Source organism: Acidithiobacillus sp. TH-A117, from assembly GCF_057473465.1.
The window spans coordinates 73,460-96,010 of record NZ_JBYCKQ010000040.1; the positions used below are offsets into that span (position 1 = coordinate 73,460).

Consider the following 22,551-nt stretch of genomic DNA (forward strand, 5'->3'; position numbering starts at 1 on the left):
CCGGCCCCTGTATTACGCTTGCACCGCCTCCACGAGTTCGCTCAGCGTGCGCGGTGCGGGAGCGAAGAACACGGCGCCGGTGTGCGCCGTCGAGAAATCGAGCAGGCGGTCGTGCATGCCTGGCGGATCGCCGAGGAACATGCGCTCCAGCATCTTCTGCGTCACCCACAGATGCCTGGAGTAGCCGATGAAGTAGGTGCCATATTCGCCCTGGCCGGGGCGGCCGAAGGGCATGTTGTCGCGCAGGATGTCGTGCTCGATGCCGTCGTCGTCCACGATCGTGGCGAGGGTCTTGTGCGATTTCTGGCCGCTCGTCGCGTCGGGCAATTCGACATTGCTGACGATCTCCCGGCCGATGATCCGCTCTTGCTCGTCCTTGGCGAGCCGAGCCCACGGCTGCATTTGGTGCAGATACTTCTGCACCACCAGGTAGCTGCCGCCGGCGAACGCCTGATCTTCACTGCCGACCAGCGTCGAGGCGCCGATGTCGTGCCCGGTCGGGTTGGCCGTGCCATCGACAAAGCCAAGCAGGTCGCGGGAGTCGAAGTAGCGAAAACCGACCACCTCGTCGGCCACCGTCACGCTGCTGCCCAGTTGGTCCAGCAGCAGGCGCTCAAATTCAAAACAGAGGTCCTCGCGTTCGGCACGGATGTGAAAGAACAGGTCGCCGGGTGTGGCCGGTGCGGTGTGCTTGGCACCCTCGATGGGCGCGAAGGGTCGCAGTTCCTTCGGGCGCTTCCCGGTCTGGAAACGGTCCCATAGCGTCGATCCCAGCGCAGTGATGCACGACAGCCGGCCGTTGAGATCGCGGAAGCCCACCGTTTTGATCAGGTCGTCCAGCCCGTCCAAGACGCCGGCGACCGCATGAAGGGCCTCGCGGCCCTCGGCGACCGTCAACGTGAGAAAAACCGCCGCGCGCGACAGCGGCGCATCGATGCTTTGCGAGTCAATTGGTACTCGGTCCCAACCACTTCCAACCATTCGTGCCTCCAAAGACCATGTGAATTCATCATGTTGCCAGAGATGGAAGCGCTATCACTGGCGCGCTAACAAGCGCGTGCCGCTGTAATTTCCCGAACGCAGTCTCGGCGAGAGCGGGCTATGGGATATTCGAGCAAGCCGCCCTATCCTTGGCAACCAGCGTTGCCCTGTGCTCGAACCGCTCAGAAACAGCATTGGCTCGTCCGTGGGGCTGCAGCAGGTATGTCACGATCTCGTAGGGGCCGTCTGAAAGCGGTCGCATAGTGATCCCCCACGCATGGGCACGCTCAATGCGCGATTGCGCGGAGAGCCCCACTCCGTAGCCAGCGGTCACCCAAAGCGCCATCATCTCGAACGAAGTCACATGCTGAATGCTCTGTTGGCTCAACGGAAGGGAGGACAGTCGCTGATCCAGCAGTAGGCAAGCCTCCGCCGGCCAGCAAAACACCGGATAGTCCAGAAGCTCGGCAAGCGTGATCTTCGCCTGGGCAACTAAGGGGAACCCCAGCGGCATTGCAACAGCCACGTTCTCCACCCAGAGCGGTTGGCTTTTCACGGCCGGAGCACCAGCGTTCCGAAGCGACATTCCAGCGTCGTACCGGCCTTCCTCAAGGCCCGTCAACAGATCATCGGCTGAGGTCTCAAAGAACGTGATGGTGACTTCTGGTTCCTCCGCGCGCTGTAGGGCAAGAAGCGTTGTGAGGCAAGAGGATGGCACTCCGGGCGCGATAGCAAGCCTGAAATGGGAAAACTGGCTGGTGGCGTCATGCATGAGGGCCCCCAATAAGCGATCTGTCCAGAAAGGCAAACCAGCGTTGCAGGAAAGAGTGAAGTTTAACGTCGTTATCTTTAACGTGGTTAATTGTGGCAGATTGTTTGACGCTTCTGCTAATGCAGAAATCAACAATTCAGCCAGGCCGTCCTTCTGGCACATCGACGTATGAATCCGAGTCGGCGTTAGCCTTCGGACAGGCCGTGCGCGCTGCGCGCGTCGCTCAAGGAGTCGCGCAAGACGAGTTCGCATCTCGGGCAAGCATTTCGCGTTCTCACATGGGTAAGATCGAGCGTGGTGAGCACGTGCCCACGCTTCCGCTCATACTGAAAATTTCTACGGCACTTGGAATAAGCGCGGCTGACCTGATGACGGCGACCGAACGCAATCTGCGTGCCGACACTGATCCCTGAGTGTCTAGCCTGCCAGGCTCCGTCAACCGTCCGAAGAGTCGCGAAGGCGAACGATAAATCGCTCCACCGAAGCCGATAAATTGCCGCCGTCGGGCCGAAGCAGGTAGGTGGTGATCACGGCAGAATCCATCGCCAAGGGGCGGATCACCACATCCGGCCGTTGGGAGATGGGAATCTTGGTCGCCGTCATGAAGCCGATGCCGTAGCCGGCGCCGACCAACGTGAGCATCATGTCCAGCGAGGACACTTCCTCGACAACATTCAGCTTGTGCTCCAACGTGTTGAGCAGCCGCTTGAGTTCGCGGCAATAGCCCTCGCATACCTGCGGGTCGCACAGGACAAGTGGATGGCCTTGAAGTTCTTGAAGTGGCACCTCCTTGTAGGTGAGCAATGAGTGACGAGCTGGCACCGCAATCACCAGCGGGTCGTGCCAGATTGGTTCGGCAGCGATACCGTCGCCGACATCGCCCGTGTGCGCGAACCCGATCATGAAGTCGCCCGAACGCAAGCCACGCACTTGCTCTGCCAGAGGCACTTCTGACAAGCGTATTTCGATCTCCGGCTCCTCGGCGCGGCAACGAGCCAGAAATGCCGACAGCCGTGGATCGATAGCCCCATCTGATACAGCGATGCGCAGGCTACCGCGCAAGCCCGATGCCACAGCCTTGGCATTTTCACGAGCCTGTTCCAGCACTGTGAATAGACGGCGAACATCTTGCAAGAAGACCGCGCCCGCCGCCGTTAGAACTGTTCCTCGTCGGTTTCGGTCGAAGAGCACTACGCCCAACTCGTCCTCAAGTTCCTTGATGGCTCGTGATAGCGGTGGTTGTTCGATATGCAGGCGCTCAGCCGCCCGCGTGAAATGTAGCTCCTCAGCAAGAACTACGAAGCAGCGAAGATGGCGCAGCTCCATAGGCCACCCTCCCGTTCCGACTTATCCAACACTGTGCTATCTCCCTATAGAAGTGACTGCCATTCTGGCGGCGGCGAGTTCGGCCACATCATTGGAAACTTCTGGCTGAATGAGCCAGGGCTGGGTTGACCGTGCGATGGCCCGAGGCAGGCACAACACCAGGCGAGCCTGATCAAGTCCGTGGGGTGATAAGGATCAGACGAAGGCTATCTCCAGCCACGCACGTCAATGGATGCCGTGCATCGTCCCCGTCTGACCCTTGGCCGATTGCGAACCAAGCGCTCGAACACGCTTGCGGTTGATCATCACCTGCGGATTGCTGAGGCTCTGCTCCTGGTCCGAGCCAAGGCAAGTACCCTGGGGCAGACGGCAAATGCCGGCGAAAATATTCGCCGGCTCCAGTTGCTGCCCGGAGACTGGCGGGACCAGAATGCCTCTCACCAGGAAGTGTGAGACATCCTGATACTTAGCCCGCGCCGGATGCTTAATGCCGCACTGAACCATGCGGGTCGATGACGTACTTGTATGCAGAACCCGCGTCGAACTCTTTGTACGCGGCGGGCGCGTCTTCGAGCTTGATGAACTTGGTGTTCATCATCGGCGAAAGGTAAGGCATGCGATCATTCAGTATCGCCCGCATTAACGCGTGGTTGTAGTTGGCCGTCGGAGATTGACCAGCCGACATTCGCGGCGACTTGATCCAGGCGTTGGACCATTCCAGATCCATATGGCCTTTCTTGGCTTTCGGGTCTTTCGAGATCGGGTTTGCGCAGTACACGCCGACCGTGCTGGTCATTCCGCCGAAGCGGACATATTTGAGCATTGCGTTGGTAACAGCGCTCTCCACGATCTTGTCAGCTTCCGCACCAAACCCGCGGCAGTCCACACCAACATAGTCGATGACGCGGTCCACCTCCCTGTGCCCGGTAATGCGTTCGAGATGCTCCTCGATCGGCACGCCGTCGGAAAGGTTGATGGTTTCCACGCCGTGTGGCTTGAGAAGGTCCAGCCGCTCTTGAATGTAATCGGCAACGATAATAGCGCCTGCACCCAGAAGTCTGGCGCAGGCGGCACCCGCTCTGCCGACAGGCCCGGCACCGAAGATCAGGATGTTTTCGCCGACGACGTAGGCCGGTGCTGCTGGCCAGTCAGGGCCAGCGAACCCATGGAAAGCTGTGGGTAGTACGTCAGAGAGAAGGGTCAGGTCGCGGATTTTTTCCATAGCGGCATCCTTGTCAGGGAAGCGCAGGAGATTGAAATCCGCATAAGGTACGAAGAGATAATCACCTTGGCCCCCCGTCCAGCCGCCGAGGTTGAACCCGTAGGCTCCGCAGTCGATTTCCGGGTTGGTGTTCTCGCATACATCAGACCGCATATGCTTGCAGTTGTAGCAACGCCCACAACCCACATTGAAGGGAACGGAAACGATGTCACCCTTCTTCACGACTTCGACGTCTGATCCCACTTCGATCACTTCGCCGGTCATTTCATGGCCCATGGTCATTCCCTTGGGAACAGCAAACGAACCGCGATAAATATGAAGGTCGCTGCCACAGATATTCGTGGTAACTATTTTGAGGATGGCGCCGTGGGGTGCGCTTTTCCCTTGAGGGGTTATCAGCTCTGGAAATTTGAAGGTGTTGACCTTCATTTCCAAGGGCTTCTCGAAAGTCACGATTCGGTTACCGGTCGGAGTCATTTCGTCACCTCTGTGCGTTAATGTTTCCATCTTCTAAATCGAAGTGGGAAACGAGACTTACCGCTGTCAAGAAGAACGATGGTGGTACTGCCTAGCCGTTGGCCGCGTCTCCTTCTGCGGTCTTGACAGCATCGGATCAAGCTCAGAAGTGGTCAAACTGGAATAATCTATGTGCAGATAGGCACGATCTATCTATGCCGGCTCGTCGGGCCGTGTTCGTCTCTTCGCTGGGAGAGGACAACGATCATCAGTACATCGCGCCTCGTAGCCGATCTAGGAACGGTCAGCTCGACCCAGCGAGACATGTGGAGGCCGCATACAGCAGGCACTCCTGTTCTCTGTGTTGTCCCTGGCCCCCTAGTGGCCTTCGATGGGTTGCTCAGCACGTGGCGCCTGTTAGTGGCGCACACGGCATGCCTGCAATCTTTGCTTGGTTGAAGCAATACAGGTTGCTCTTCAAGACTCGCTATTTCAGGGGGCTTTGGGATGAGTCTGCTTTGGGCTGGAACCGACGGTGGATCGATATAACGGATTGAAGAGTGGCGGCCAGTTCTGGGGTGTGTACCATTTCGAGCAATGCGCGAGATGATGGTGCCTCGAACGCATTTTTCCCTGCAACGAATCCGACATTTGAGTGCGACATTGGTCCATTGATTGCGATTGCGTGGAGATTCGGAATGTGTGCGAGTTGGCCGGCGAGAGATTGTGGAAGAACTGCCGAATATTTTCCTGTCGCCACGTGTGCCGATAGCACGTCAATTGAATCAGTGCTAATAGTCTGCGCGGTACATTGCGTCAGTCTATCTTGAATGGGTTCAGGTACTGCCGAGTTCAGCAGGCAGAGTTGTCTATTGAGAACATGGTCCCACGTTGTGTTTCGGGGTTGCTGTGTTCTTGCGGCGTGAAAAAGGAAAATGCGTTCACGGTACAGAAGGTGAGTATCGAAGTCTTCCCCTGGGATATCCTCCAAATGCATGAGTGCGATATCCAAATTGTTTTCTCGAATCGCCTGCAGCAGGGAAGAGGCGCCGGAAACCAGAACTGATTGTTGGAGTAAAGGTGTTTTTTCGGCAAGGGCGATGCTTAATGTGGGCGCTACACCGGCAGTTCCTGGGAGTATCCCTAGCCGGAATTGCCCCTCTATACCCCGCCGTAGTGCGGAGAGTTCTCGCTCCAGCCCTTTGCAGTCGTCATACATCTGCTGAGCCCAGGACAGTACGCGCATCCCTTCAGAAGTGAGCCCGTCATAGCGTCGGCCATGACGCACGATCTCGACACCCATGTCTTCCTCCAATTGCTTGATGCCCGCGGAGAGTGTCGGCTGAGAAACATTGCAGCTTTTGGCCGCGTTGCCAAAATGGCCTTCACGGTGCAAAGCAAGCAAGTATTCAAAGTTTCTTACGATCATAGATTTTCTTCTGATAAAGTTGATTAGATTTTATACTTTCATTAAAAGCCTGTGCACGCTTCGATCTGCGTCCAACCTTGGTCACGTAGGTGGCACGCATGAAAGGCTGTTGCGCGCAGTGCCCATACAGTAGGCTCGGCTCGTCATCGACGGCCAGCACCACAACGCACGGGACAGCCAATTGCGCGAACAAAGGTGCTTCGCGCTGTGGGGCGAGTCGTCCTCATGTAGCTTAGCAGTTGGCGCGTTCTGGAAGGGAATAAGCGGGAGTGGTGAGGCACGCAACCGCAAAAGGCGGTGCTAAGCTCTTGAGCTGTTCGGGTCGTGGCCGCGAGCCGTTGAAGCAACGAGCCGTGCCCGTTGTGACGCAGCTAGTACACCATGCTCCCCCAGCGTTTCCTTAGCTGCGATTGACGGGCATGCCTGACGGTAACTCAATAACAGCTATTTATGGATGAAGGAACGAGAGGAATAAGGCAGATGAAGATATTCACGATTGGATTCACTAAGACCTCCGCGCGGTCCTTCTTCAACAAGTTAAGTGCTTCTGGTGCCGAGCGCCTTGTCGATGTACGCCTGAATAATGTTTCGCAATTGGCGGGTTTCGCAAAACGCGAGGATCTTCGGTATTTCTCCGAGGCATTGTGTGGGATGGAGTATGAGCATCTACCGGCACTTGCTCCAACCAAAGAAATGTTCGATGAATATAAAATAAAAGGTGGAGATTGGGATATCTACGCCAGTAAATTTCTGGATTTAATGTCGTCCCGAAAGATCGAATCAATCGATAAAGAGAAGATTGATAACAGTTGCCTGCTTTGTAGCGAAGACAAGCCCCATCACTGCCATCGGAGGCTAGTGGCCGAGTACCTTGCAGGCAAATGGCCGAATGTCGAGATCGTGCATCTTTAGAGGGGCGACATAGCTCCGCGCCTCCAGCACCTCGTCTTGAGGGCTGAGAGCGACAAAGGCACGTATCGACGGGAGCCAGCGCCACACATTTGGCCTACAGAGCAAGCTCGCCCGCCACGGCTCGATGTCGGTGCTCAACAAGGCAAGTGCTTCAGGTGCATTGGCAGACGGGCCGCTGGCTGGCGTCGTGGTGCTTGGAGGATATGTACCGGGAAGCCCGCCCGTGTGTTGGGCTATCATGTTGGCGACGCCTACGCCCAGGTGGGGCACGGCAGGATCGCCGTCATTTACACCACAGTTTGGTACTGCTATAGGTCTTCTGAAATAGCCGATACATCAGGACAAATTGAAGTAGCTCAATTAGGAGATATCTAATGTCAACCGGTATGTTTATTCTGCACTCCAACTATACGCCGGCGGGGGACCAGCCAGAGGCGATAGCGCGCCTGCTGTCGGACATAGAAGAAGGTGCGACGCACCAGACGCTGAAAGGTATCACCGGCTCAGGTAAGACCTTCACCATGGCCAATGTGATTCATCGTCTGAAGCGGCCTACGTTGATCTTGGCTCCTAACAAGACGTTGACCGCGCAGCTTTATGGTGAAATGAAGCACTTCTTTCCTGAGAACGCGGTCGAGTACTTCGTTTCCTACTACGATTATTTTCAGCCCGAAATCTATATGCCGGGCACCGATCGTTTCATTCCAAAGGACTCGGCCATCAATGACCACCTTGAGCGCCTGCGCCTGTCCACGACCAAATCCTTGATTGAGCGTCGTGACGTGATCGTCGTCGCTTCGGTGTCTTCAATCTACGGCCTGGGTGATCCAGATGCGTACCGAGCGCTACAGATCGCTCTGTCCCCTGGGGTCAAACTAAACCAGAGAGAGCTAATTCGTCGCTTGGCTTTGCTGCAATATGATCGCACTGAGCGCACTCTCAAGCGTGCAACATTCCGCGTCCAAGGTGATGTGATCGATATTTTCCCCGCTGATTCCGAGTACAGGGCAGTTCGGGTGGAGCTGCTGGATGACACTGTTGCGTCTGTCCAATGGATGGACCCTGTTACCGGCAAGACGTTGGGAGAGATAGATCATTATTTGGTTTCGCCAAAAACGCTTTTCGCACCGCCCACGAACAAAATAGATTCCGCATCCAAAAAGATACTCGCTGATATGGAAGAGCGGGTTGCCGAGCTGAACAGGAATAATCGCTTGGTCGAGGCAAACAGGCTGTACGAGCGGATCACGCATGACGTGGAAATGATGCGCGAGGTCGGCTATTGCTCGGGGATGGAGAATTATTCCTGCTACTTCAGCGACCGAGACGCAGCTTCTCCTCCGATCACGTTGCTGGATTATTTGCCGAAAGACGGGCTGCTGTTCGTCGATGAATCTCATGTCATGGTGCCACAGATATCCGCAATGTACCGGGGGGATCAGGCGCGCAAGGACACGCTGATCGATTACGGGTTCCGTTTGCCTTCATCGAAGAACAACCGGCCATTGAACTTTGACGAGTTCGAGAAGGTCAAGCCTCAGACCATCTTTGTTTCCGCTACTCCGGGCGACTACGAGCTGAGGGTGTCGAAAGGCAGGGTTGTCGAACAGGTTATCAGGCCAACGGGACTGCTTGACCCCAAGGTTGAAGTGCGGAAAGCGGATGGATACATAGATGACCTGCTTGCCGAAATATCGAAGTGCGTGAAGAGAAAGAATCGAGTGCTTGTGACTACGCTGACGAAGGTCAGTGCAGAAGAGCTAACGGATTTCTTGACGGACAACGGGATTCGAGCGCGCTACATGCATTCGGACATAAAAGCGGAGGATCGTGTTGAGATCATCAACGGCCTGCGCGCAGGAGAGTTCGATGTTTTGATTGGGATTAGTCTTTTGCGCGAAGGGCTGGATATTCCAGAGGCATCATTGGTTGCCATTCTCGATGCAGATCGTGCAGGGTTCTTGCGTTCGGCCCATGCGCTCATTCAGATGATCGGTCGAGTCGCTCGAAATGAAAACGGCAAGGCGATCTTGTACGCCGACGCGGTGACGCCGGCGATGAAGCAGGCGATCGATGAGACCAATAGGCGCAGGCAGCTTCAAATTGCCTTTAACGAGGAAAATGGGATTTCTCCAGCCTCGTCTGTGCGAAAACTAGCAGGAGAAGAGACGAATACGGAGGAGCCCACCGTTCATTCCGAGGCTTTCTGCGAGAACTTGTCCGACCTTTGCGATCAGATCACCGCCAAGGAACAGCAGCTACTCGAATTTACCGATACCGGTGACGAGCAGCGCGTCGAAGACATTCGTCGTCAGTTGGATGGGTTGTACCGGCAATTCATTTACATCTAATCGTTCGCCGGCATTGGGTTGCATGGCCGACCGATCTGCACATGGCGCAAGCGGGCAGACGGTCGGCTCATCATTCAACTGGGGGGGTGAGCCGCCGAGGCTCAGTGCCCCGCTTTCCAAGGCGTGTGCCCTACGGCGTCTTGCGACGTGTCAGCGCAAGGCTGGCAACGATCCAACGGCGACCAGCATTTCATCAAATACCGCTCGAACCCTCCCCGGAATGGGGCCACGCTGAGGCCGATAGACGTACAACCCCCATGCCGGAGGTTCTTCGTTCTCCAGCACTCGCACGAGCTTCCCGCTGGCAATGTAGGGGGCGGCCATGTAGTCCGCCAGTTGCGCGAACGCGATCCCGGCCAGCGCCGCCCCCATTTCCATGTCGGCATTGTCGGCGACGAGAGTGGGTGCGGCAGGCGTCCACTGGCGTCCCGCCTTGAAGTGCCAAGGCCAGGGACGGCCGGTATTGATATCCAAGGCCACGGTAACCGGCAGGCTGCTTAGCGCATCGATGTTTTCAGGTACACCCACTTTCTTGATTAGGCGCGGAGCGGCAATGATGGGGAGTCTCATGTCGGCGGCCTTGCGTGCGACGAAGCGGCTATCGCGCATGAATCCGACCCTGATCCCGACGTCAATCCCTTCGTCAACCGTATTGCTGATGCGATCGGACAGCCGCACATCCAGCGTGATGCCGGGATGACGCGCGGCCACGCGCTCCAGTGCCGGTAGTACCGCTCTGGTGCCCAAGCTGTGCGGTGCGGTGATGCGAACCGTACCGGACAGGGATGCCTGCTGGTCGGAGCCAGGCGTTCGCCACAGATCCTCGAACCGCTCCAATGCGGGGCGCACTTGGTCTAACAGCCCTTCGCCGAAGGCGGTGATGCGCACCTGGCGCGTGCTTCGATGAAACAACACCTCGCCGTAGTGTTGCTCCAGTTGCTGGATGGCACGGGTGACACCTTGCGGAGAAGTCCCCAGCCGGACTGCCGCATCGCGAAAACTGCTGCTTTCAGCCGCCACCCGAAAGATGCGCAGTAGTTCCATTTCCTTGTTCATGACGCACGCCTCATGGCCGGTTTTGCTGCTCGTTAATTATTCCAGATTTAGGAATTATAAAATCGCAACAATTCCATATACAAGGGAGGCGTGGTTGCCCAAACTGGCAACACCCCGGAGTGCTCCGCTCCGAACAACACAACAAGGACCGCGAATGAACGCTGCGACTCTCATCACTGCCTACTACGACGCCTTCAACCGCGGCGACCGCGAGGCCATGCTGTCAATGTTGACCGATGACGTCGCGCACGACCTGAACCAGGGTGCTCGTGAGGTCGGTCGCGAAGCCTTCCGCGCCTTCCTGCAGCGCATGGACCGCTGCTATGGCGAGCAACTGCGCGGGATCGTGGTGATGGCCAGCGCCGACGGCCTGCGCGCAGGCGCGGAGTACGTGGTGCATGGCGAATACAAGGTGACGGACGACGGGCTGCCGGAAGCCCAGGGTCAGCGCTACGTGCTGCCGGGCGGCGCCTTCTTCGAGATCCACGATGGCAAGATCGCTCGTGTCACCAACTACTACAACCTCGGCGACTGGATCGCACAGGTCGGAGGGGACGCCTGAAATGACCAGCCACGTGCAGGTGCTGGTTCGTCGTGGGCCGGACATTGCCGAATGGTTCGACAGCGTGGCACATCTGCGGGCGAAGGTCTTCCGCAGCTTTCCATACCTGTACGAGGGCGACATCGAATACGAGAAGCACTACCTTTCCATGTACGCCCGTTCGGCAGACAGCCTGCTGGTGCTCGCGCTCGCAGATGACGTGGTCGTGGGTGCGTCCACGGGGTTGCCGCTCAGCGATGCGGAGCCGGCCTTCCAGGTGCCGTTCGCCGATCGAGGAATCCCGATGGAGGCAGTGTTTTACTGCGGCGAATCAGTCCTGCTCCCGGCCTTCCGGGGCCGTGGCCTGGGCCATCGCTTCTTTGACGAACGCGAAGCGCATGCCCGTTCGTTGGGCGGCATGCAGTGGACATCGTTCGCGTCGGTGGATCGAGCAGACGACGATCCCCGGCGTCCTTCCAACTACCGCAGTAATGATCCCTTCTGGACCCGTCGTGGCTACGTGCGACAGTCGGACATGAAGGTTACGCTGCCCTGGAAACAGGTGGGTGAGCCGAGCGAAACCGAGCAGACGCTCACGATGTGGCTGCACGCCCTGGAGAACGCGAAATGAAAGTAGCAGTTGCGAAATACGCAGTGGGTCAGCCCACGGGCTTCGAGGCATTCGCAGCGCGGCAGCGGCGGGTTCTGGAGGAGGCGAGCCGTGCCGGAGCGGAACTGGCCGTGTTGCCCGAATATCTGTCCCTCGAACTGGCTGCGATGTTCGAGCCTGGCATCCGCCAGGATTTCAACGCCTCGCTGGCCGCGCTGCAGGCCTTGCAGCCTGCGTGGCTGGCACTTTACGCCGACCTGTCGCGCGAGCTGCGCATGACCATTCAGGCTGGTACGTTCTTGACCCGGGTTGGACCGGATCGCTATCGCAACCGGGCGTGGTGGTTTGCGCCGGACGGCACGCGTGACTACCAGGACAAATTGCAGTTGACGGGGTTCGAGAAAGACACCGGCGTCATCGAGGGTGGCGACGAACTCAAGGTCTTCGACCTGAATGGCGTGCGTACCGGCATCGCTGTCTGCTACGACAGTGAGTTTCCATTGCCCGTGCGAGCCCAGCGGGAGGCGGGGGCACGCCTGCTGCTGGTCCCGAGCTGTACCGACACCCAAGCCGGTGCAACCCGGGTCCGTGTGGGCTGCATGGCGCGGGCACTGGAGAACCGAATGTTCATCGCGCAGGCCGTCACGACCGGAGCTGCTGACTGGAGTCCGGCGCTGGACACGAACACTGGCGAGGCCACGATCTATGCACCCATGGATCGTGGATTCCCCGAGGATGGCATTCTCGCGAGGACTTGCGGCACGCAGACATGGGCGATCGGTGATCTTGACGTTGAAGCACTCGAACGAAACCAAGAACAGGCCCAGGTGGCGGTCGATCGTGACTGGGACGGACAGATGTTGCCTGCACTGCGGAAAGCTCGGCACTCGGGTCTTCAGGTCGCCTAGCCGGTCTCATCTTGATAGCTTCAACTCGATGAGTCGGCTTAGATAGATCATGTCTATCTGCGCATAGATTTTTCCAGTTTGACCAGTTTTGAACTTGCCCCGATGCTGTCGATACATGCAAGAAATATTCATTGATTTGAATGTTTTGCGCTTCTTGGGAACAAACCTGTACTAGCCTGTAAGAGTGCTCGAAGAGCACAGAATTTGTGGCGAAGTTCGGCCGCATATACTATGGGGGAGTATTGTATAATGCGGCGGTGTACCCAAGTAGAGAGGTGTTCGATGCCACACAGCCCGGAAGAAAAGAAGCAAGCACTGACGCGCATCCGGCGCATCAAAGGTCAGGTAGCGACTCTTGAGCAAGCGCTCGATGCAGGTGCGGAATGCCCTGCAATTCTTCAGCAGCTTGCGGCCGTTCGTGGGGCAGTCAACGGATTGATGGCAACCGTTCTGGAGAGCTATCTGCGGGAAGAGTTTCCCCGTAGTGACATCAGGAGCGATTCGCAGAACAAGTCCATTGACGAGACCATCTCTATCGTCCGCTCCTATCTGCGGTAGAGGCACCAGGGTGCCCTCGGTGAGGGCAAATTTAGTTAGCTAGTAAAGGAAGCGACATCATGAAATCACGTGCAGCAGTTGCCTTCGGGCCAGGAAAGCCGCTGGAAATCGTCGAGATCGACGTCGAGCCGCCGCGCAAGGGCGAGGTGCTCATCAAGATCACGAATACCGGCGTTTGCCATACCGACGCCTTCACCCTGTCGGGCGACGATCCCGAAGGTCTCTTCCCGGTCGTGCTGGGTCATGAAGGTGCGGGTATCGTCGTGGAGGTGGGTGAAGGTGTGACCAGCGTGAAGCCTGGCGATCACGTCATTCCCCTCTATACCGCCGAGTGCGGCGAGTGCCTGTTCTGCAAGTCCGGCAAGACCAACTTGTGTGTCGCGGTTCGCGCAACCCAGGGCAAGGGGCTGATGCCCGATGGTACGACTCGTTTCTCGTACAACGGTCAGCCGCTTTACCACTACATGGGCTGCTCGACCTTCAGCGAATACACGGTCGTCGCCGAAGTCTCGCTGGCCAAGATCAACCCGGACGCCAACCCCGAGCACGTCTGCCTGCTGGGCTGCGGCGTGACCACCGGCATCGGCGCCGTGCACAACACGGCCAAGGTACAGCCCGGCGACTCGGTGGCCATCTTCGGCCTCGGCGGCATCGGTCTCGCTGCGATTCAGGGGGCACGCCAGGCCAAAGCGGGCCGCATCATCGCCATCGATACCAATCCGGCGAAGTTCGAGTTGGCTCGTACCTTCGGCGCGACCGAATGCCTCAACCCGAAGGACTTCGACAAGCCGATTCACGAGGTTCTGATCGAGATGACCGGCTGGGGTGTCGATCACACCTTCGAGTGCATCGGCAACGTCAACGTGATGCGTTCGGCTCTGGAAGCTGCCCATCGTGGCTGGGGCCAGTCGATCGTCATCGGCGTCGCCGGTGCCGGCAAGGAAATCTCGACCCGTCCGTTCCAGTTGGTCACCGGCCGGACCTGGAAGGGCTCCGCTTTCGGTGGGGTCAAGGGGCGCACCCAGCTCCCGGGCATGGTGGAAGACGCAATGAAAGGCGAGATCGATCTCGCCCCGTTCGTCACTCACACCATGGGTCTCGACGAGATCAACCACGCCTTCGACCTGATGCATGAAGGCAAGTCGATTCGCACGGTGATCCACTACTGATCACCCACTATCCATTCAATACCAACCATCAAGGAAATTAACCATGTCCAATCCTGTCATTTCCGGCGACGGCATCTTCTCGCACGTCTTCATCGGCGCGGCCGACGTCCAGAAGTCGGCCGCGTTCTATGACGCCGCTCTGGGTGCTCTCGGCATCAAGAACCTCGGTCCTTTCGGCAACGGATGGGTGCTTTTCGGTCGCGAAAAGCCGGCTTTCATCATCGCCCGTCCGGGCAATGGTGAAGCGCCTTCCAGCAACGGCGTGACGATCGGCTTTGCGGCCGCCACCCCCGCCGAAGTGGATGCCTTCCACGCCGCCGGCCTTGCCGCAGGCGGCACCGACGAGGGCCAGCCTGGCCCGCGTGGCCACCTGCCGGGTGCCTATGCTGCCTACCTGCGTGATCCGGCAGGCAACAAGGTTTGCTCGTACACCTTCGTCTGAAAGCTAGGAAGCTGAGGGCGTTCTGAAAGGGCCAGCACAAGCCTCTACACGGCAAGCCTATTAGACGGACCGTGTAGAGCGGTGCCTGCTCATGAAGATCGGCCCGCAGCCATGTGCGAAACGCATGGCTGCGGGCATTTGCTTTGAAGCGTGTTTTTCAACCAAGAAGAAATGAGGTCGTTATGAAAGAGCCGGCCAACATCAATACGACGACCGTACAACCCGCCCCGAGCGCCACCGTGTACGGCATGCCGGCCTATGCCGATCGTGCTGCAGCCGTGGGTGAAGTACACGCGCGCCCACATCTATTGATTCAGGCCCCCCGCGGCATATTGCAGCTCGCTTTCATGACCGAAGGCGACCAGGCCAGGGATCAGATGGCGATGAGCGAGTTGTCTCATCGCTTCGGCGTTGCCGAGCCCGACCACGCTACGCCGCTCCACGGCGTGACATGGGACGAGGGAGACCTGCACTGCGAAAAGCACACCGAGTTCTCGACGTATCTCTGGTGCGCTTCGCTGGATTCCGAGACGGGAGAGCCATGCGGCGAAAATCCTTTCAAGCATGGATTTGTTCCTCCCGGCCCGGTCGTATCCGGCATCCGTTTGAGACTTCTTCCGTGGACGCCGGAAACGGAGAAGGAGGCCGATCGCTTCGATCCTGCCAGCCTGTGCTACTCGCTGGTGGAGAACGGCTCTGCCGCCATCCTGACCGACTTCCGACAGGATGAGGATGGCCTGACGCAGATCCTCGTCCTGGCCCGCGATTTGACCCCGGCACGGGCGGGTGCGCTGGCTCAACGTCTGCTGGAGATCGAGACTTACCGCACCTTGGCCTTGCTGTCCCTGCCGTTGACACGATCGATGACGTCGGAGCTGCGACGCATGGAGTCGCGCCTTGCGGCGATCACCGACGAGATGTGTACGAGCTTGGTGGAACGGCGCGACAGTGACGTGCTGCTGTCCGAATTGACCGGCCTGGCTGCCGAGCTGGAAGCTGGCGTTGCAGCGAATCTCTATCGCTTCGGCGCCAGCCGTGCCTACTACGAGATCGTCGAGGAAAGGCTGGCAGCGCTTTCGGAAGAGGCCGTGTCCGGGTACTGCACCTGGGCGGACTTCCTCCAGCGTCGCATCGCTCCCGCCATGCGGACATGCCAATCCGTAAAGGAGCGCCAGGCCAAGCTCTCCGACAAGCTGACCCGGGCCATCGCGTTGCTGCGTTCATGGATCGACGTCGAGCTTGAACGCCAGAACCGCGATCTGCTTGCGTCGATGAACAACCGGGCCAAGATGCAATTGCGCCTTCAGCAAACCGTCGAAGGCCTGTCGGTCGCGGCAATTTCTTATTACGTCGTGAGTCTTCTCGGCTATTTGCTCAAGGGCATTCCGATGGTTCACGACAGCGTGGCGCCGGTGATGGCGGTTCTGGTGCCTGCGGTGATGCTGACGATCTGGTGGATCGTGCGCAGGATCAGACACGCCCACGGCGACACGGCAGCGGAAGAGAAATCTTCCTGACGAGCTGCCGTCCTGGCGCGCGAGAGCTGCGCCGTTCCTTTGAACATAGGAGAACTACATGGAACGCATCGAACATCACGCCAGCTTTGATGGTTGGCAGGACGTTTATCAGCATGAATCCACGACGCTCGGCTGCACGATGAAGGTCGGCGTCTATCTGCCTCCGCAGGCACAGCACGGCAAGGTGCCGGTGCTGTACTGGCTTTCAGGTCTCACCTGCACCGAGCAGAACTTCATCACCAAGTCCGCCGTCCAGCGCTACGCGGCCGAACATGGCATTGCCGTCGTCGCACCCGATAGCAGCGCTCGCGGCGAAGGCGTCGCCGACGATCCTGCCTATGACCTTGGACAGGGGGCGGGTTTCTACGTCAACGCCACACAGGAACCCTGGGCTGCGAATCATCGGATGTATGACTACGTCGTGCAGGAACTACCGGCGCTGATCGAGGCCCACTTTCCCGTGACAGCAGAGCGGAGCATCAGCGGCCATTCCATGGGGGGGCACGGTGCTCTGGTCATTGCCCTGCGCAACCCGGGCCGTTATCGAAGCGTCTCGGCTTTCTCGCCCATCGTCGCCCCCACCCAGGTGCCCTGGGGGCACAAGGCCTTCGAGGCGTACCTGGGCAGCGATCGGGAAGTGTGGAAGCAGTACGACACCGTGGAGCTGATTCGCACCGTGCAGGAGCGTTTGCCGTTGCTGGTGGATCAGGGCTTGGGCGACGAGTTCCTGGAGAGCCAGCTCCAGCCCGACCTGCTGCGCAAAGCCTGCGACGAGACGGGGCACCCGCTCACGTTGAATCTTCGCCCAGGCTACGACCACAGCTACTACTTCATTGCCAGTTTCATTGGCGAGCATATGGCACACCACGCATCGGCGCTGAAACGCTGAGAGAGAGGAGATCAGGTCATGACAAAGACCTCCAGAAACCGACATCACGTCGTCATTATCGGAGCGGGCTTCGGCGGGATCGAGGTTGCCAACCAGCTTGCTGGTGCCGAGGTCGATGTGACGATCATCGATCGGCGCAATCATCACCTGTTCCAACCCTTGCTTTACCAGGTTGCAGGGGCGTCACTCTCGACATCGGAGATCGCCTGGCCTATTCGCTATCTCTTCCGCAATCGCCCGGAAGTGAACACTTTGATGGCGGAAGTGGAAGGTATCGACCAGGACGCACGCGAGGTCATTCTCAACAATGGCTCGCGGCAAACCTACGACACGCTCGTGCTCGCGACAGGCGCTACCCACGCCTATTTCGGACACGACGAATGGGGGGCCTTCGCACCGGGGTTGAAGACGCTGGAAGATGCCACGACCATTCGCGGCCGAATCCTCGCGGCCTTCGAGGAGGCCGAGCGCACGAGCGATCCTCAGCAGCGTGCCGCGCTGCAGACGTTCGTCATCATCGGTGGTGGTCCCACCGGGGTTGAATTGGCCGGAACCATCGCCGAGCTGGCGCGAGACACGCTGGCGCGTGACTTCCGCTCGATCGACCCGAGCACGTCGCGGGTTGTACTGATCGAGGCGGGCCCGCGTCTGTTGTCCGTCTTTCCAGAGGACCTTTCGGCCTATACGCGCCAGGCACTGGAAAAACTCGGGGTCGAGGTTGTGCTGGGTACTCCGGTCACCGAATGCTCGGCCGACGGTGTGGTGTATGGCGGCAAGCCTCTTTCGGCCAAGACCATCGTTTGGGCCGCCGGGGTCCAGGCGTCTCCCGCAGCCCGCTGGCTGGGTGCTGCGTCTGATCGTGCTGGTCGAGTGGTCGTTGGCCCTGACCTGACGGTGGCCGGTCGCTCGGAGGTCTTCGTCATCGGCGATACCGCCTCGTGCACCATGGCCGATGGGAAGCCCGTGCCGGGCATCGCCCCGGCCGCCAAGCAGCAAGGCAAGTACGTCGCCAACCTCATTGGACGGCGCCTGAAGGGCAAGCCCGCTGACGGGCCCTTCAAGTACCGGCACCAGGGTAACCTGGCCACCATCGGCCGCAGCCTGGCGGTGATCGACATGGGGCGGGTGAAGCTGCGAGGTGCCTTTGCGTGGTGGATCTGGAAGCTGGCGCACATCTACTTTCTGATCGGTACGCGAAATCGTCTCAGCGTCGCTTTGAGCTGGGTATGGAACCACAGTATCGGCTACCGGGGCTCTCGCATCATCATGCATGCGATTAGCGACAAAGAGCCCACGGCGTTGGATAAATCCGCCTCCCTGGATTGAGGTGCCAACGTTATCGGAACGTCAACTATCAGAAATGCCAGGGAGAGGAACTTGACCGATCTATTCACGACAAAGCCCAAGCCTCCCTTGGCCGAACTCCTGCGGCCCAAGACGCTGGACGAATTCGTCGGGCAACGGCACTTGCTGGGCCCCGGCAAGCCGCTGCGTCTCGCGTTCGCGGCGGGCAAGTTGCACTCGTTCATCCTCTGGGGGCCGCCAGGCGTGGGCAAGACCACCCTGGGGCGCCTGGCCGCCAGTGCGACCGACAGCCGGTTCATCGCCATCTCGGCCGTGCTTGCCGGGGTGAAGGACATCCGGCAAGCCATCGACGAGGCCCAGGCTGAACTGGACAACCATGGTCGATCGACGGTGCTGTTCGTCGATGAGATCCATCGCTTCAACAAGGCGCAGCAGGATGCCCTGCTGCCCCATGTCGAGTCGGGGCTCCTGACCCTGGTGGGGGGGACGACCGAGCATCCGGGGTTGGCGGTCAATTCCGCACTGCTCTCGCGCGCGCAGGTCTATACCCTCGAACCGCTGTCCAGCGACGAACTGAGCCAGCTCTATGAACGCGCACTGCCGCATCTCCAGGGCGTCACGTTGGACGCGGACGCGCTGGACCTGCTCAAGGGCTTCGCCGATGGCGATGGCAGGCGCTTCCTCAATCTGCTTGAACAGGTGACGAATGCTGCGTCGGGCGCTGGCAAGGCCGTGGTCGATGGCGAGTTCGCCAGGCTGTCCACCAGCCCATCACTGCGCAGGTTCGACAAGGGCGGTGACGAGTTCTACTGGCAGCTCTCGGCCTTCCACAAGTCGCTGCGCGGCTCCGACCCCGACGCGGCCCTGTATTGGCTGGCCCGCATCCTTGACGGTAGCGGCGACGTCAGCCAGGTCACCCGCCGCATGGTGGTAGTAGCCAGCGAAGACATCGGTAATGCCGACCCGCAGGCGCTGCAACTGGCGCTCAATGCCGCGCTGGCTTATGAGAGGCTGGGTTCCCCCGAAGGCGAAATACCGATTGCCCACGCGGCGACCTACCTTGCTGCCGCCCCCAAGTCGAACGCTGCCTATGCCGCCTGGAACAAGGCGAAGGCCTTCGTCAAGAACAGCGGCTCCCTGCCTGTGCCTCTCCATCTTCGCAATGCGCCGACGAAGCTGATGCAGCAGATGGGGTATCACGAAGGCTACCGCTACGCCCATGACGAGCCCAACGGCTACGCCGCTGGGCAAAGCTATTTTCCCGAGGGCGTGGCGCGGCCGGGCTGGTATCAGCCAACGGACAGAGGTGTTGAGCGCAGGCTGGGAGAAAGGCTTACTTGGCTGCGCTCGCTGGATGATGGGACGCTGCCAGAGGCGGACGCCTGACCGGTCGCCTCCGAAACCGGCTCAACGCGACTTCACGAACTACAGGAACAGGATAAGAACATGTCAGCCACTTCTTTCGGTGCATCCTCGGCGAATATCAGCCGGGGACGCGTTGCCCGCTATCTGCGCACGGAGTCTGGTGCTGCGGTGCTGCTGGTGATCGTCACGGTCGTGGCGCTGGCGTGGGCGAACTCGCCGCTATCCGATGCCTATTTCGAGTTGTGGCACCTGGACGTCGGGTTTGACTTCGGGCCGCTGGGCCTGCACATGGATCTGCATCACTGGGTCAACGACGGCCTGATGGTGGTCTTCTTCTTCCTGATCGGCCTGGAGGTGCGTCAGGAGTTCGCCCACGGATCGCTCAGGGACCGCAGCCGTGCCCGTCTCGCTCTGATCGCGGGTGTCGCGGGTGTCGTGCTTCCCGCGCTGGTGTATGTCCTGATCGTGGGGCTGGCCGGAAGTGAGGGCCTGCACGGGTGGGGGGCGGTGGTCGGCACCGATACGGCGTTCATGCTGGGTACCCTGGCGATCGTCGGCCCGCGGTTATCCGGTCAGTTGCGCGTGTTCTTGCTCACCCTGACCGTGGTCGATGACTTCCTCGCCGTGTCCATCATCGGCATCGTCTATAGCGAGGAGATCCGGGTCATCCCGTTGCTGATCGCCCTCGCCAGTCTCGTCGGGTTGTGGTTGCTAGGGCGCAACCGCCAGTGGCGGGCAACGCCCTATGTGCTGATCGTGATCGTGCTGTGGCTCGCGACCGTGTACTCCGGCATCCATGCCTCCCTCGCCGGGATGGCCGCGGGGCTCCTGATTCCCGCCTACGCAACGCAACGACACAAGGTCGTCGCGGCAAGACAGTTGTTCCGTGACTTCTGGCAGTCTCCGAGTGCCGCATCGGCCCGCGCGGTGGACTGTGGGCTGTCCCGGGGTATCTCGGTGAACGAGCGGCTGCACGAGTTCCTGCGGCTGCCGACGGCGCTGCTGATCGTGCCGGTGTTCGCCTTGGCGAACGCAGGGGTGGACCTGCGTGGTGGGCTGCTCGCTGAGGCCTTCGGCTCGCCCGTGACCTGGGGCGTCATCGCAGGGCTTGTGCTAGGCAAGCTCCTGGGCATCGGGCTCATCACTCTCGTCGCCGTCCGTCTCGGCCTGGGCCGGCTGCCCGAGGGCGTCGGGATGGGGAGCGTGTTCGGTGGTGCGGCACTGTCCGGGATCGGGTTCACCGTGTCGTTGCTCATCATCGGGCTCGCGTTCGGCACGACCTCCGACCTGGACCGCCAGGCGACGGTTGGCGTGCTCGTGTCGATGGTGCTCGCTACGTTGCTCGGGCGGCTCATCTTCAAGGTCGCCGCTCGCAAGTGGGGTGAGGAAACTGCCGATCTGCCGATGGTGCTTGAGCCGCCAGTCGATCCCGAGGTCGATCACATTCGCGGGCCGGAGGACGCCCAGCTCACACTCGTCGAGTACGTGGACTTCGAGTGCGCGTACTGTGCGCACGCCACCGGTTCTTGGGACGATCTGCGTGCCCACTTTGGGGACGACCTGCGGTATGTGGTGCGCCATCTGCCGCACCACCCGCACGGGCCGATCGCCGCGCGGGCGTCCGAGGCAGCGGCGAACCAGGGGATGTTCTGGCCGTGGCTGGACTTCGTGTTCACCCGTCAGCATGCGCTGGAGCGCGAGCATCTGATCGGCTACGCCGCCGAGCTTGGACTCGACGTCGAACGGTTCACCGCGGATCTCGACAGCACCGCGGTGATCGAGCGTGTCGAGCGCGACCTCGCCAGTGCGGTCGCCAGCGGTGCGCACGCCACGCCTACGTTCTTCGTCGAGGGTCGTCGTCTGCGCGGCAGCTACGACGCCCGCACTGTCACCGCAGCGCTCGAAGCCAGTCGCCGCGGCCCCCGAACTCAGGAAGTCCCGTCCTGAGCGGGACGAACTACAGGATAAAAACATGCCAAACAATTCTTTCGGTGAATCCTCTTGTACCGCTGCGGCCAGCGGCATGGTGGAAGTGCGCGGCGCGCGCGAGAACAACCTCAAAGAGGTGGACGTTTCCATCCCGCGTAACGCGCTGGTGGTGTTCTCGGGCGTTTCCGGCTCCGGCAAGTCCTCGCTGGCCTTCGGCACCATCTACGCCGAGGCGCAGCGGCGCTACTTCGAGTCGGTGGCCCCCTATGCGCGGCGCCTGATCGACCAGGCCGGCGTGCCGGACGTCGATGCGATCGACGGCCTGCCGCCGGCGGTGGCGTTGCAGCAGCAGCGGGGCTCCAGCAACGCGCGTTCCTCCGTGGGCAGTGTGACCACCCTGTCCAGCCTGGTGCGGATGATGTATTCGCGCGCCGGCGCCTACCCAGCCAACCAGCCGATGCTGTACGCCGAGGATTTTTCGCCCAACACGCCGCAGGGAGCGTGCCCGGCCTGCCACGGCCTGGGCCATGTGTACGAGGTGACCGAGGCCATCATGGTGCCCGATCCCTCCCTGAGCATCCGCGAGCGGGCGATCGCCTCTTGGCCCCCCGCCTGGCAAGGCCAGAACCTGCGCGACATCCTGGTCAGCATGGGCTACGACGTTGACCGACCGTGGAAGGACCTGCCGAAGAAGGATCGCGACTGGATTCTGTTCACCTGCGTATTCTGGCCCATCGTGGGCAGTCATTCTGAATGATCGTGGGCGGTGATTCTGGGCGATGGTGGGCAATGATTCTGGCGGATCGTGGGCAG

The 22,551-nt window shown here is 59.9% G+C and carries 22 protein-coding genes; 16 read left to right on the top strand and 6 right to left on the bottom strand.

Going from position 1 to position 22,551, the window contains the following annotated elements; all coding sequences use genetic code 11:
• Positions 1 to 12: 12 nt before the first annotated feature.
• Both AC2VLR_RS10055 and AC2VLR_RS10060 read right to left on the bottom strand, forming a co-directional pair.
• Positions 13 to 981, bottom strand: coding sequence for a Dyp-type peroxidase (locus AC2VLR_RS10055; protein WP_034007106.1), 969 nt, complete (start codon positions 979 to 981; stop codon positions 13 to 15).
• 118 nt (positions 982 to 1,099) lie between these two features.
• Positions 1,100 to 1,915, bottom strand: a complete 816-nt coding sequence (locus AC2VLR_RS10060) for a substrate-binding domain-containing protein (RefSeq protein WP_196996638.1) — start codon at positions 1,913 to 1,915, stop codon at positions 1,100 to 1,102.
• Between AC2VLR_RS10060 and AC2VLR_RS10065 the strand changes: the two genes are divergently transcribed.
• Complete coding sequence (locus AC2VLR_RS10065; protein WP_009459591.1) at positions 1,873 to 2,166, top strand: helix-turn-helix domain-containing protein; 294 nt, start codon at positions 1,873 to 1,875, stop codon at positions 2,164 to 2,166. The genes AC2VLR_RS10060 and AC2VLR_RS10065 overlap by 43 nt on opposite strands.
• Before the next feature lie 22 nt (positions 2,167 to 2,188).
• On the opposite strand, the gene AC2VLR_RS10070 is transcribed toward AC2VLR_RS10065, so the two are convergent.
• Positions 2,189 to 3,079 carry a LysR family transcriptional regulator gene (locus AC2VLR_RS10070; RefSeq protein WP_023103878.1) on the bottom strand — a complete coding sequence of 297 codons (891 nt, stop codon included), beginning with the start codon at positions 3,077 to 3,079 and terminating at the stop codon, positions 2,189 to 2,191.
• A 237-nt stretch (positions 3,080 to 3,316) separates the two neighbouring features.
• On the opposite strand from AC2VLR_RS10070, the gene AC2VLR_RS10075 reads away from it, so the two are divergent.
• Positions 3,317 to 3,532, top strand: a complete 216-nt coding sequence (locus AC2VLR_RS10075) for a hypothetical protein (protein ID WP_486882006.1) — start codon at positions 3,317 to 3,319, stop codon at positions 3,530 to 3,532.
• Between the two features lie 31 nt (positions 3,533 to 3,563).
• Here the strand turns inward: AC2VLR_RS10075 and AC2VLR_RS10080 are convergent, their stop codons facing one another.
• Positions 3,564 to 4,778, bottom strand: coding sequence for a glutathione-independent formaldehyde dehydrogenase (locus AC2VLR_RS10080; RefSeq protein ID WP_023093406.1), 1,215 nt, complete (start codon positions 4,776 to 4,778; stop codon positions 3,564 to 3,566).
• A 466-nt stretch (positions 4,779 to 5,244) separates the two neighbouring features.
• The gene (locus tag AC2VLR_RS10085) at positions 5,245 to 6,186 is read right to left on the bottom strand and encodes a LysR family transcriptional regulator (protein ID WP_073653349.1); all 942 of its coding nucleotides are present in this window, start codon (positions 6,184 to 6,186) and stop codon (positions 5,245 to 5,247) included.
• A gap of 480 nt (positions 6,187 to 6,666) precedes the next feature.
• On the opposite strand from AC2VLR_RS10085, the gene AC2VLR_RS10090 reads away from it, so the two are divergent.
• A complete protein-coding gene (locus tag AC2VLR_RS10090; RefSeq protein WP_034007103.1) occupies positions 6,667 to 7,098 on the top strand; it encodes a DUF488 domain-containing protein in 432 nt (143 codons plus the stop codon).
• Positions 7,099 to 7,472: 374 nt separating this feature from the next.
• Positions 7,473 to 9,449: an excinuclease ABC subunit UvrB gene (uvrB, locus tag AC2VLR_RS10095; RefSeq protein ID WP_034007101.1), complete on the top strand. Its 1,977-nt coding sequence runs from the start codon at positions 7,473 to 7,475 to the stop codon at positions 9,447 to 9,449.
• Between the two features lie 150 nt (positions 9,450 to 9,599).
• Here the strand turns inward: uvrB and AC2VLR_RS10100 are convergent, their stop codons facing one another.
• Entirely contained in the window at positions 9,600 to 10,505 is a 906-nt protein-coding gene (locus AC2VLR_RS10100) for a LysR family transcriptional regulator (protein ID WP_073653350.1), read from the bottom strand.
• A gap of 154 nt (positions 10,506 to 10,659) precedes the next feature.
• On the opposite strand from AC2VLR_RS10100, the gene AC2VLR_RS10105 reads away from it, so the two are divergent.
• From AC2VLR_RS10105 to AC2VLR_RS10160, 12 genes are all read left to right on the top strand, one after another.
• Entirely contained in the window at positions 10,660 to 11,067 is a 408-nt protein-coding gene (locus tag AC2VLR_RS10105) for a ketosteroid isomerase-related protein (RefSeq protein WP_073653351.1), read from the top strand.
• Position 11,068: 1 nt separating this feature from the next.
• Entirely contained in the window at positions 11,069 to 11,677 is a 609-nt protein-coding gene (locus AC2VLR_RS10110; RefSeq protein WP_457869843.1) for a GNAT family N-acetyltransferase, read from the top strand.
• On the top strand, positions 11,674 to 12,564 hold the full coding sequence (locus tag AC2VLR_RS10115) for a carbon-nitrogen hydrolase family protein (RefSeq protein WP_073653353.1): 891 nt from the start codon (positions 11,674 to 11,676) through the stop codon (positions 12,562 to 12,564). The genes AC2VLR_RS10110 and AC2VLR_RS10115 overlap by 4 nt, the downstream gene beginning before the upstream one ends.
• Before the next feature lie 282 nt (positions 12,565 to 12,846).
• Positions 12,847 to 13,122, top strand: coding sequence for a formaldehyde-responsive transcriptional repressor FrmR (frmR, locus tag AC2VLR_RS10120; protein WP_023093413.1), 276 nt, complete (start codon positions 12,847 to 12,849; stop codon positions 13,120 to 13,122).
• Between the two features lie 59 nt (positions 13,123 to 13,181).
• On the top strand, positions 13,182 to 14,291 hold the full coding sequence (locus tag AC2VLR_RS10125) for an S-(hydroxymethyl)glutathione dehydrogenase/class III alcohol dehydrogenase (RefSeq protein ID WP_011871467.1): 1,110 nt from the start codon (positions 13,182 to 13,184) through the stop codon (positions 14,289 to 14,291).
• Between the two features lie 43 nt (positions 14,292 to 14,334).
• The gene (locus AC2VLR_RS10130) at positions 14,335 to 14,733 is read left to right on the top strand and encodes a VOC family protein (RefSeq protein ID WP_034007259.1); all 399 of its coding nucleotides are present in this window, start codon (positions 14,335 to 14,337) and stop codon (positions 14,731 to 14,733) included.
• Between the two features lie 182 nt (positions 14,734 to 14,915).
• Positions 14,916 to 16,250 carry a DUF3422 family protein gene (locus AC2VLR_RS10135; protein ID WP_034007262.1) on the top strand — a complete coding sequence of 445 codons (1,335 nt, stop codon included), beginning with the start codon at positions 14,916 to 14,918 and terminating at the stop codon, positions 16,248 to 16,250.
• Positions 16,251 to 16,308: 58 nt separating this feature from the next.
• Positions 16,309 to 17,139 carry an S-formylglutathione hydrolase gene (gene fghA, locus AC2VLR_RS10140; protein ID WP_007182551.1) on the top strand — a complete coding sequence of 277 codons (831 nt, stop codon included), beginning with the start codon at positions 16,309 to 16,311 and terminating at the stop codon, positions 17,137 to 17,139.
• Between the two features lie 18 nt (positions 17,140 to 17,157).
• Positions 17,158 to 18,465: an NAD(P)/FAD-dependent oxidoreductase gene (locus AC2VLR_RS10145; protein WP_073653355.1), complete on the top strand. Its 1,308-nt coding sequence runs from the start codon at positions 17,158 to 17,160 to the stop codon at positions 18,463 to 18,465.
• Positions 18,466 to 18,516: 51 nt separating this feature from the next.
• On the top strand, positions 18,517 to 19,830 hold the full coding sequence (locus AC2VLR_RS10150; RefSeq protein WP_073653356.1) for a replication-associated recombination protein A: 1,314 nt from the start codon (positions 18,517 to 18,519) through the stop codon (positions 19,828 to 19,830).
• A gap of 60 nt (positions 19,831 to 19,890) precedes the next feature.
• Positions 19,891 to 21,756 (top strand): Na+/H+ antiporter NhaA, encoded by a 1,866-nt coding sequence (gene nhaA / locus AC2VLR_RS10155; protein WP_486882007.1) that lies wholly within the window; start codon positions 19,891 to 19,893, stop codon positions 21,754 to 21,756.
• A gap of 25 nt (positions 21,757 to 21,781) precedes the next feature.
• Positions 21,782 to 22,495, top strand: a complete 714-nt coding sequence (locus AC2VLR_RS10160; protein WP_486882008.1) for a hypothetical protein — start codon at positions 21,782 to 21,784, stop codon at positions 22,493 to 22,495.
• Positions 22,496 to 22,551: the final 56 nt, after the last annotated feature.

What these genes read in the sequence shown, in the direction of transcription:
- AC2VLR_RS10070 (WP_023103878.1), bottom strand. Translation starts at nt 3,079, where the DNA reads ATGGAGCTGCGCCATCTTCGCTGCTTCGTAGTTCTTGCTGAGGAGCTA.
- AC2VLR_RS10055 (WP_034007106.1), bottom strand. Translation starts at nt 981, where the DNA reads ATGGTTGGAAGTGGTTGGGACCGAGTACCAATTGACTCGCAAAGCATC.
- uvrB (WP_034007101.1), top strand. Translation starts at nt 7,473, where the DNA reads ATGTCAACCGGTATGTTTATTCTGCACTCCAACTATACGCCGGCGGGG.
- AC2VLR_RS10060 (WP_196996638.1), bottom strand. Translation starts at nt 1,915, where the DNA reads ATGTGCCAGAAGGACGGCCTGGCTGAATTGTTGATTTCTGCATTAGCA.
- AC2VLR_RS10130 (WP_034007259.1), top strand. Translation starts at nt 14,335, where the DNA reads ATGTCCAATCCTGTCATTTCCGGCGACGGCATCTTCTCGCACGTCTTC.
- nhaA (WP_486882007.1), top strand. Translation starts at nt 19,891, where the DNA reads ATGTCAGCCACTTCTTTCGGTGCATCCTCGGCGAATATCAGCCGGGGA.
- AC2VLR_RS10115 (WP_073653353.1), top strand. Translation starts at nt 11,674, where the DNA reads ATGAAAGTAGCAGTTGCGAAATACGCAGTGGGTCAGCCCACGGGCTTC.
- AC2VLR_RS10160 (WP_486882008.1), top strand. Translation starts at nt 21,782, where the DNA reads ATGCCAAACAATTCTTTCGGTGAATCCTCTTGTACCGCTGCGGCCAGC.
- AC2VLR_RS10080 (WP_023093406.1), bottom strand. Translation starts at nt 4,778, where the DNA reads ATGACTCCGACCGGTAACCGAATCGTGACTTTCGAGAAGCCCTTGGAA.
- frmR (WP_023093413.1), top strand. Translation starts at nt 12,847, where the DNA reads ATGCCACACAGCCCGGAAGAAAAGAAGCAAGCACTGACGCGCATCCGG.
- AC2VLR_RS10100 (WP_073653350.1), bottom strand. Translation starts at nt 10,505, where the DNA reads ATGAACAAGGAAATGGAACTACTGCGCATCTTTCGGGTGGCGGCTGAA.
- AC2VLR_RS10090 (WP_034007103.1), top strand. Translation starts at nt 6,667, where the DNA reads ATGAAGATATTCACGATTGGATTCACTAAGACCTCCGCGCGGTCCTTC.
- AC2VLR_RS10085 (WP_073653349.1), bottom strand. Translation starts at nt 6,186, where the DNA reads ATGATCGTAAGAAACTTTGAATACTTGCTTGCTTTGCACCGTGAAGGC.
- fghA (WP_007182551.1), top strand. Translation starts at nt 16,309, where the DNA reads ATGGAACGCATCGAACATCACGCCAGCTTTGATGGTTGGCAGGACGTT.
- AC2VLR_RS10145 (WP_073653355.1), top strand. Translation starts at nt 17,158, where the DNA reads ATGACAAAGACCTCCAGAAACCGACATCACGTCGTCATTATCGGAGCG.
- AC2VLR_RS10110 (WP_457869843.1), top strand. Translation starts at nt 11,069, where the DNA reads ATGACCAGCCACGTGCAGGTGCTGGTTCGTCGTGGGCCGGACATTGCC.
- AC2VLR_RS10135 (WP_034007262.1), top strand. Translation starts at nt 14,916, where the DNA reads ATGAAAGAGCCGGCCAACATCAATACGACGACCGTACAACCCGCCCCG.
- AC2VLR_RS10065 (WP_009459591.1), top strand. Translation starts at nt 1,873, where the DNA reads ATGCAGAAATCAACAATTCAGCCAGGCCGTCCTTCTGGCACATCGACG.
- AC2VLR_RS10105 (WP_073653351.1), top strand. Translation starts at nt 10,660, where the DNA reads ATGAACGCTGCGACTCTCATCACTGCCTACTACGACGCCTTCAACCGC.
- AC2VLR_RS10125 (WP_011871467.1), top strand. Translation starts at nt 13,182, where the DNA reads ATGAAATCACGTGCAGCAGTTGCCTTCGGGCCAGGAAAGCCGCTGGAA.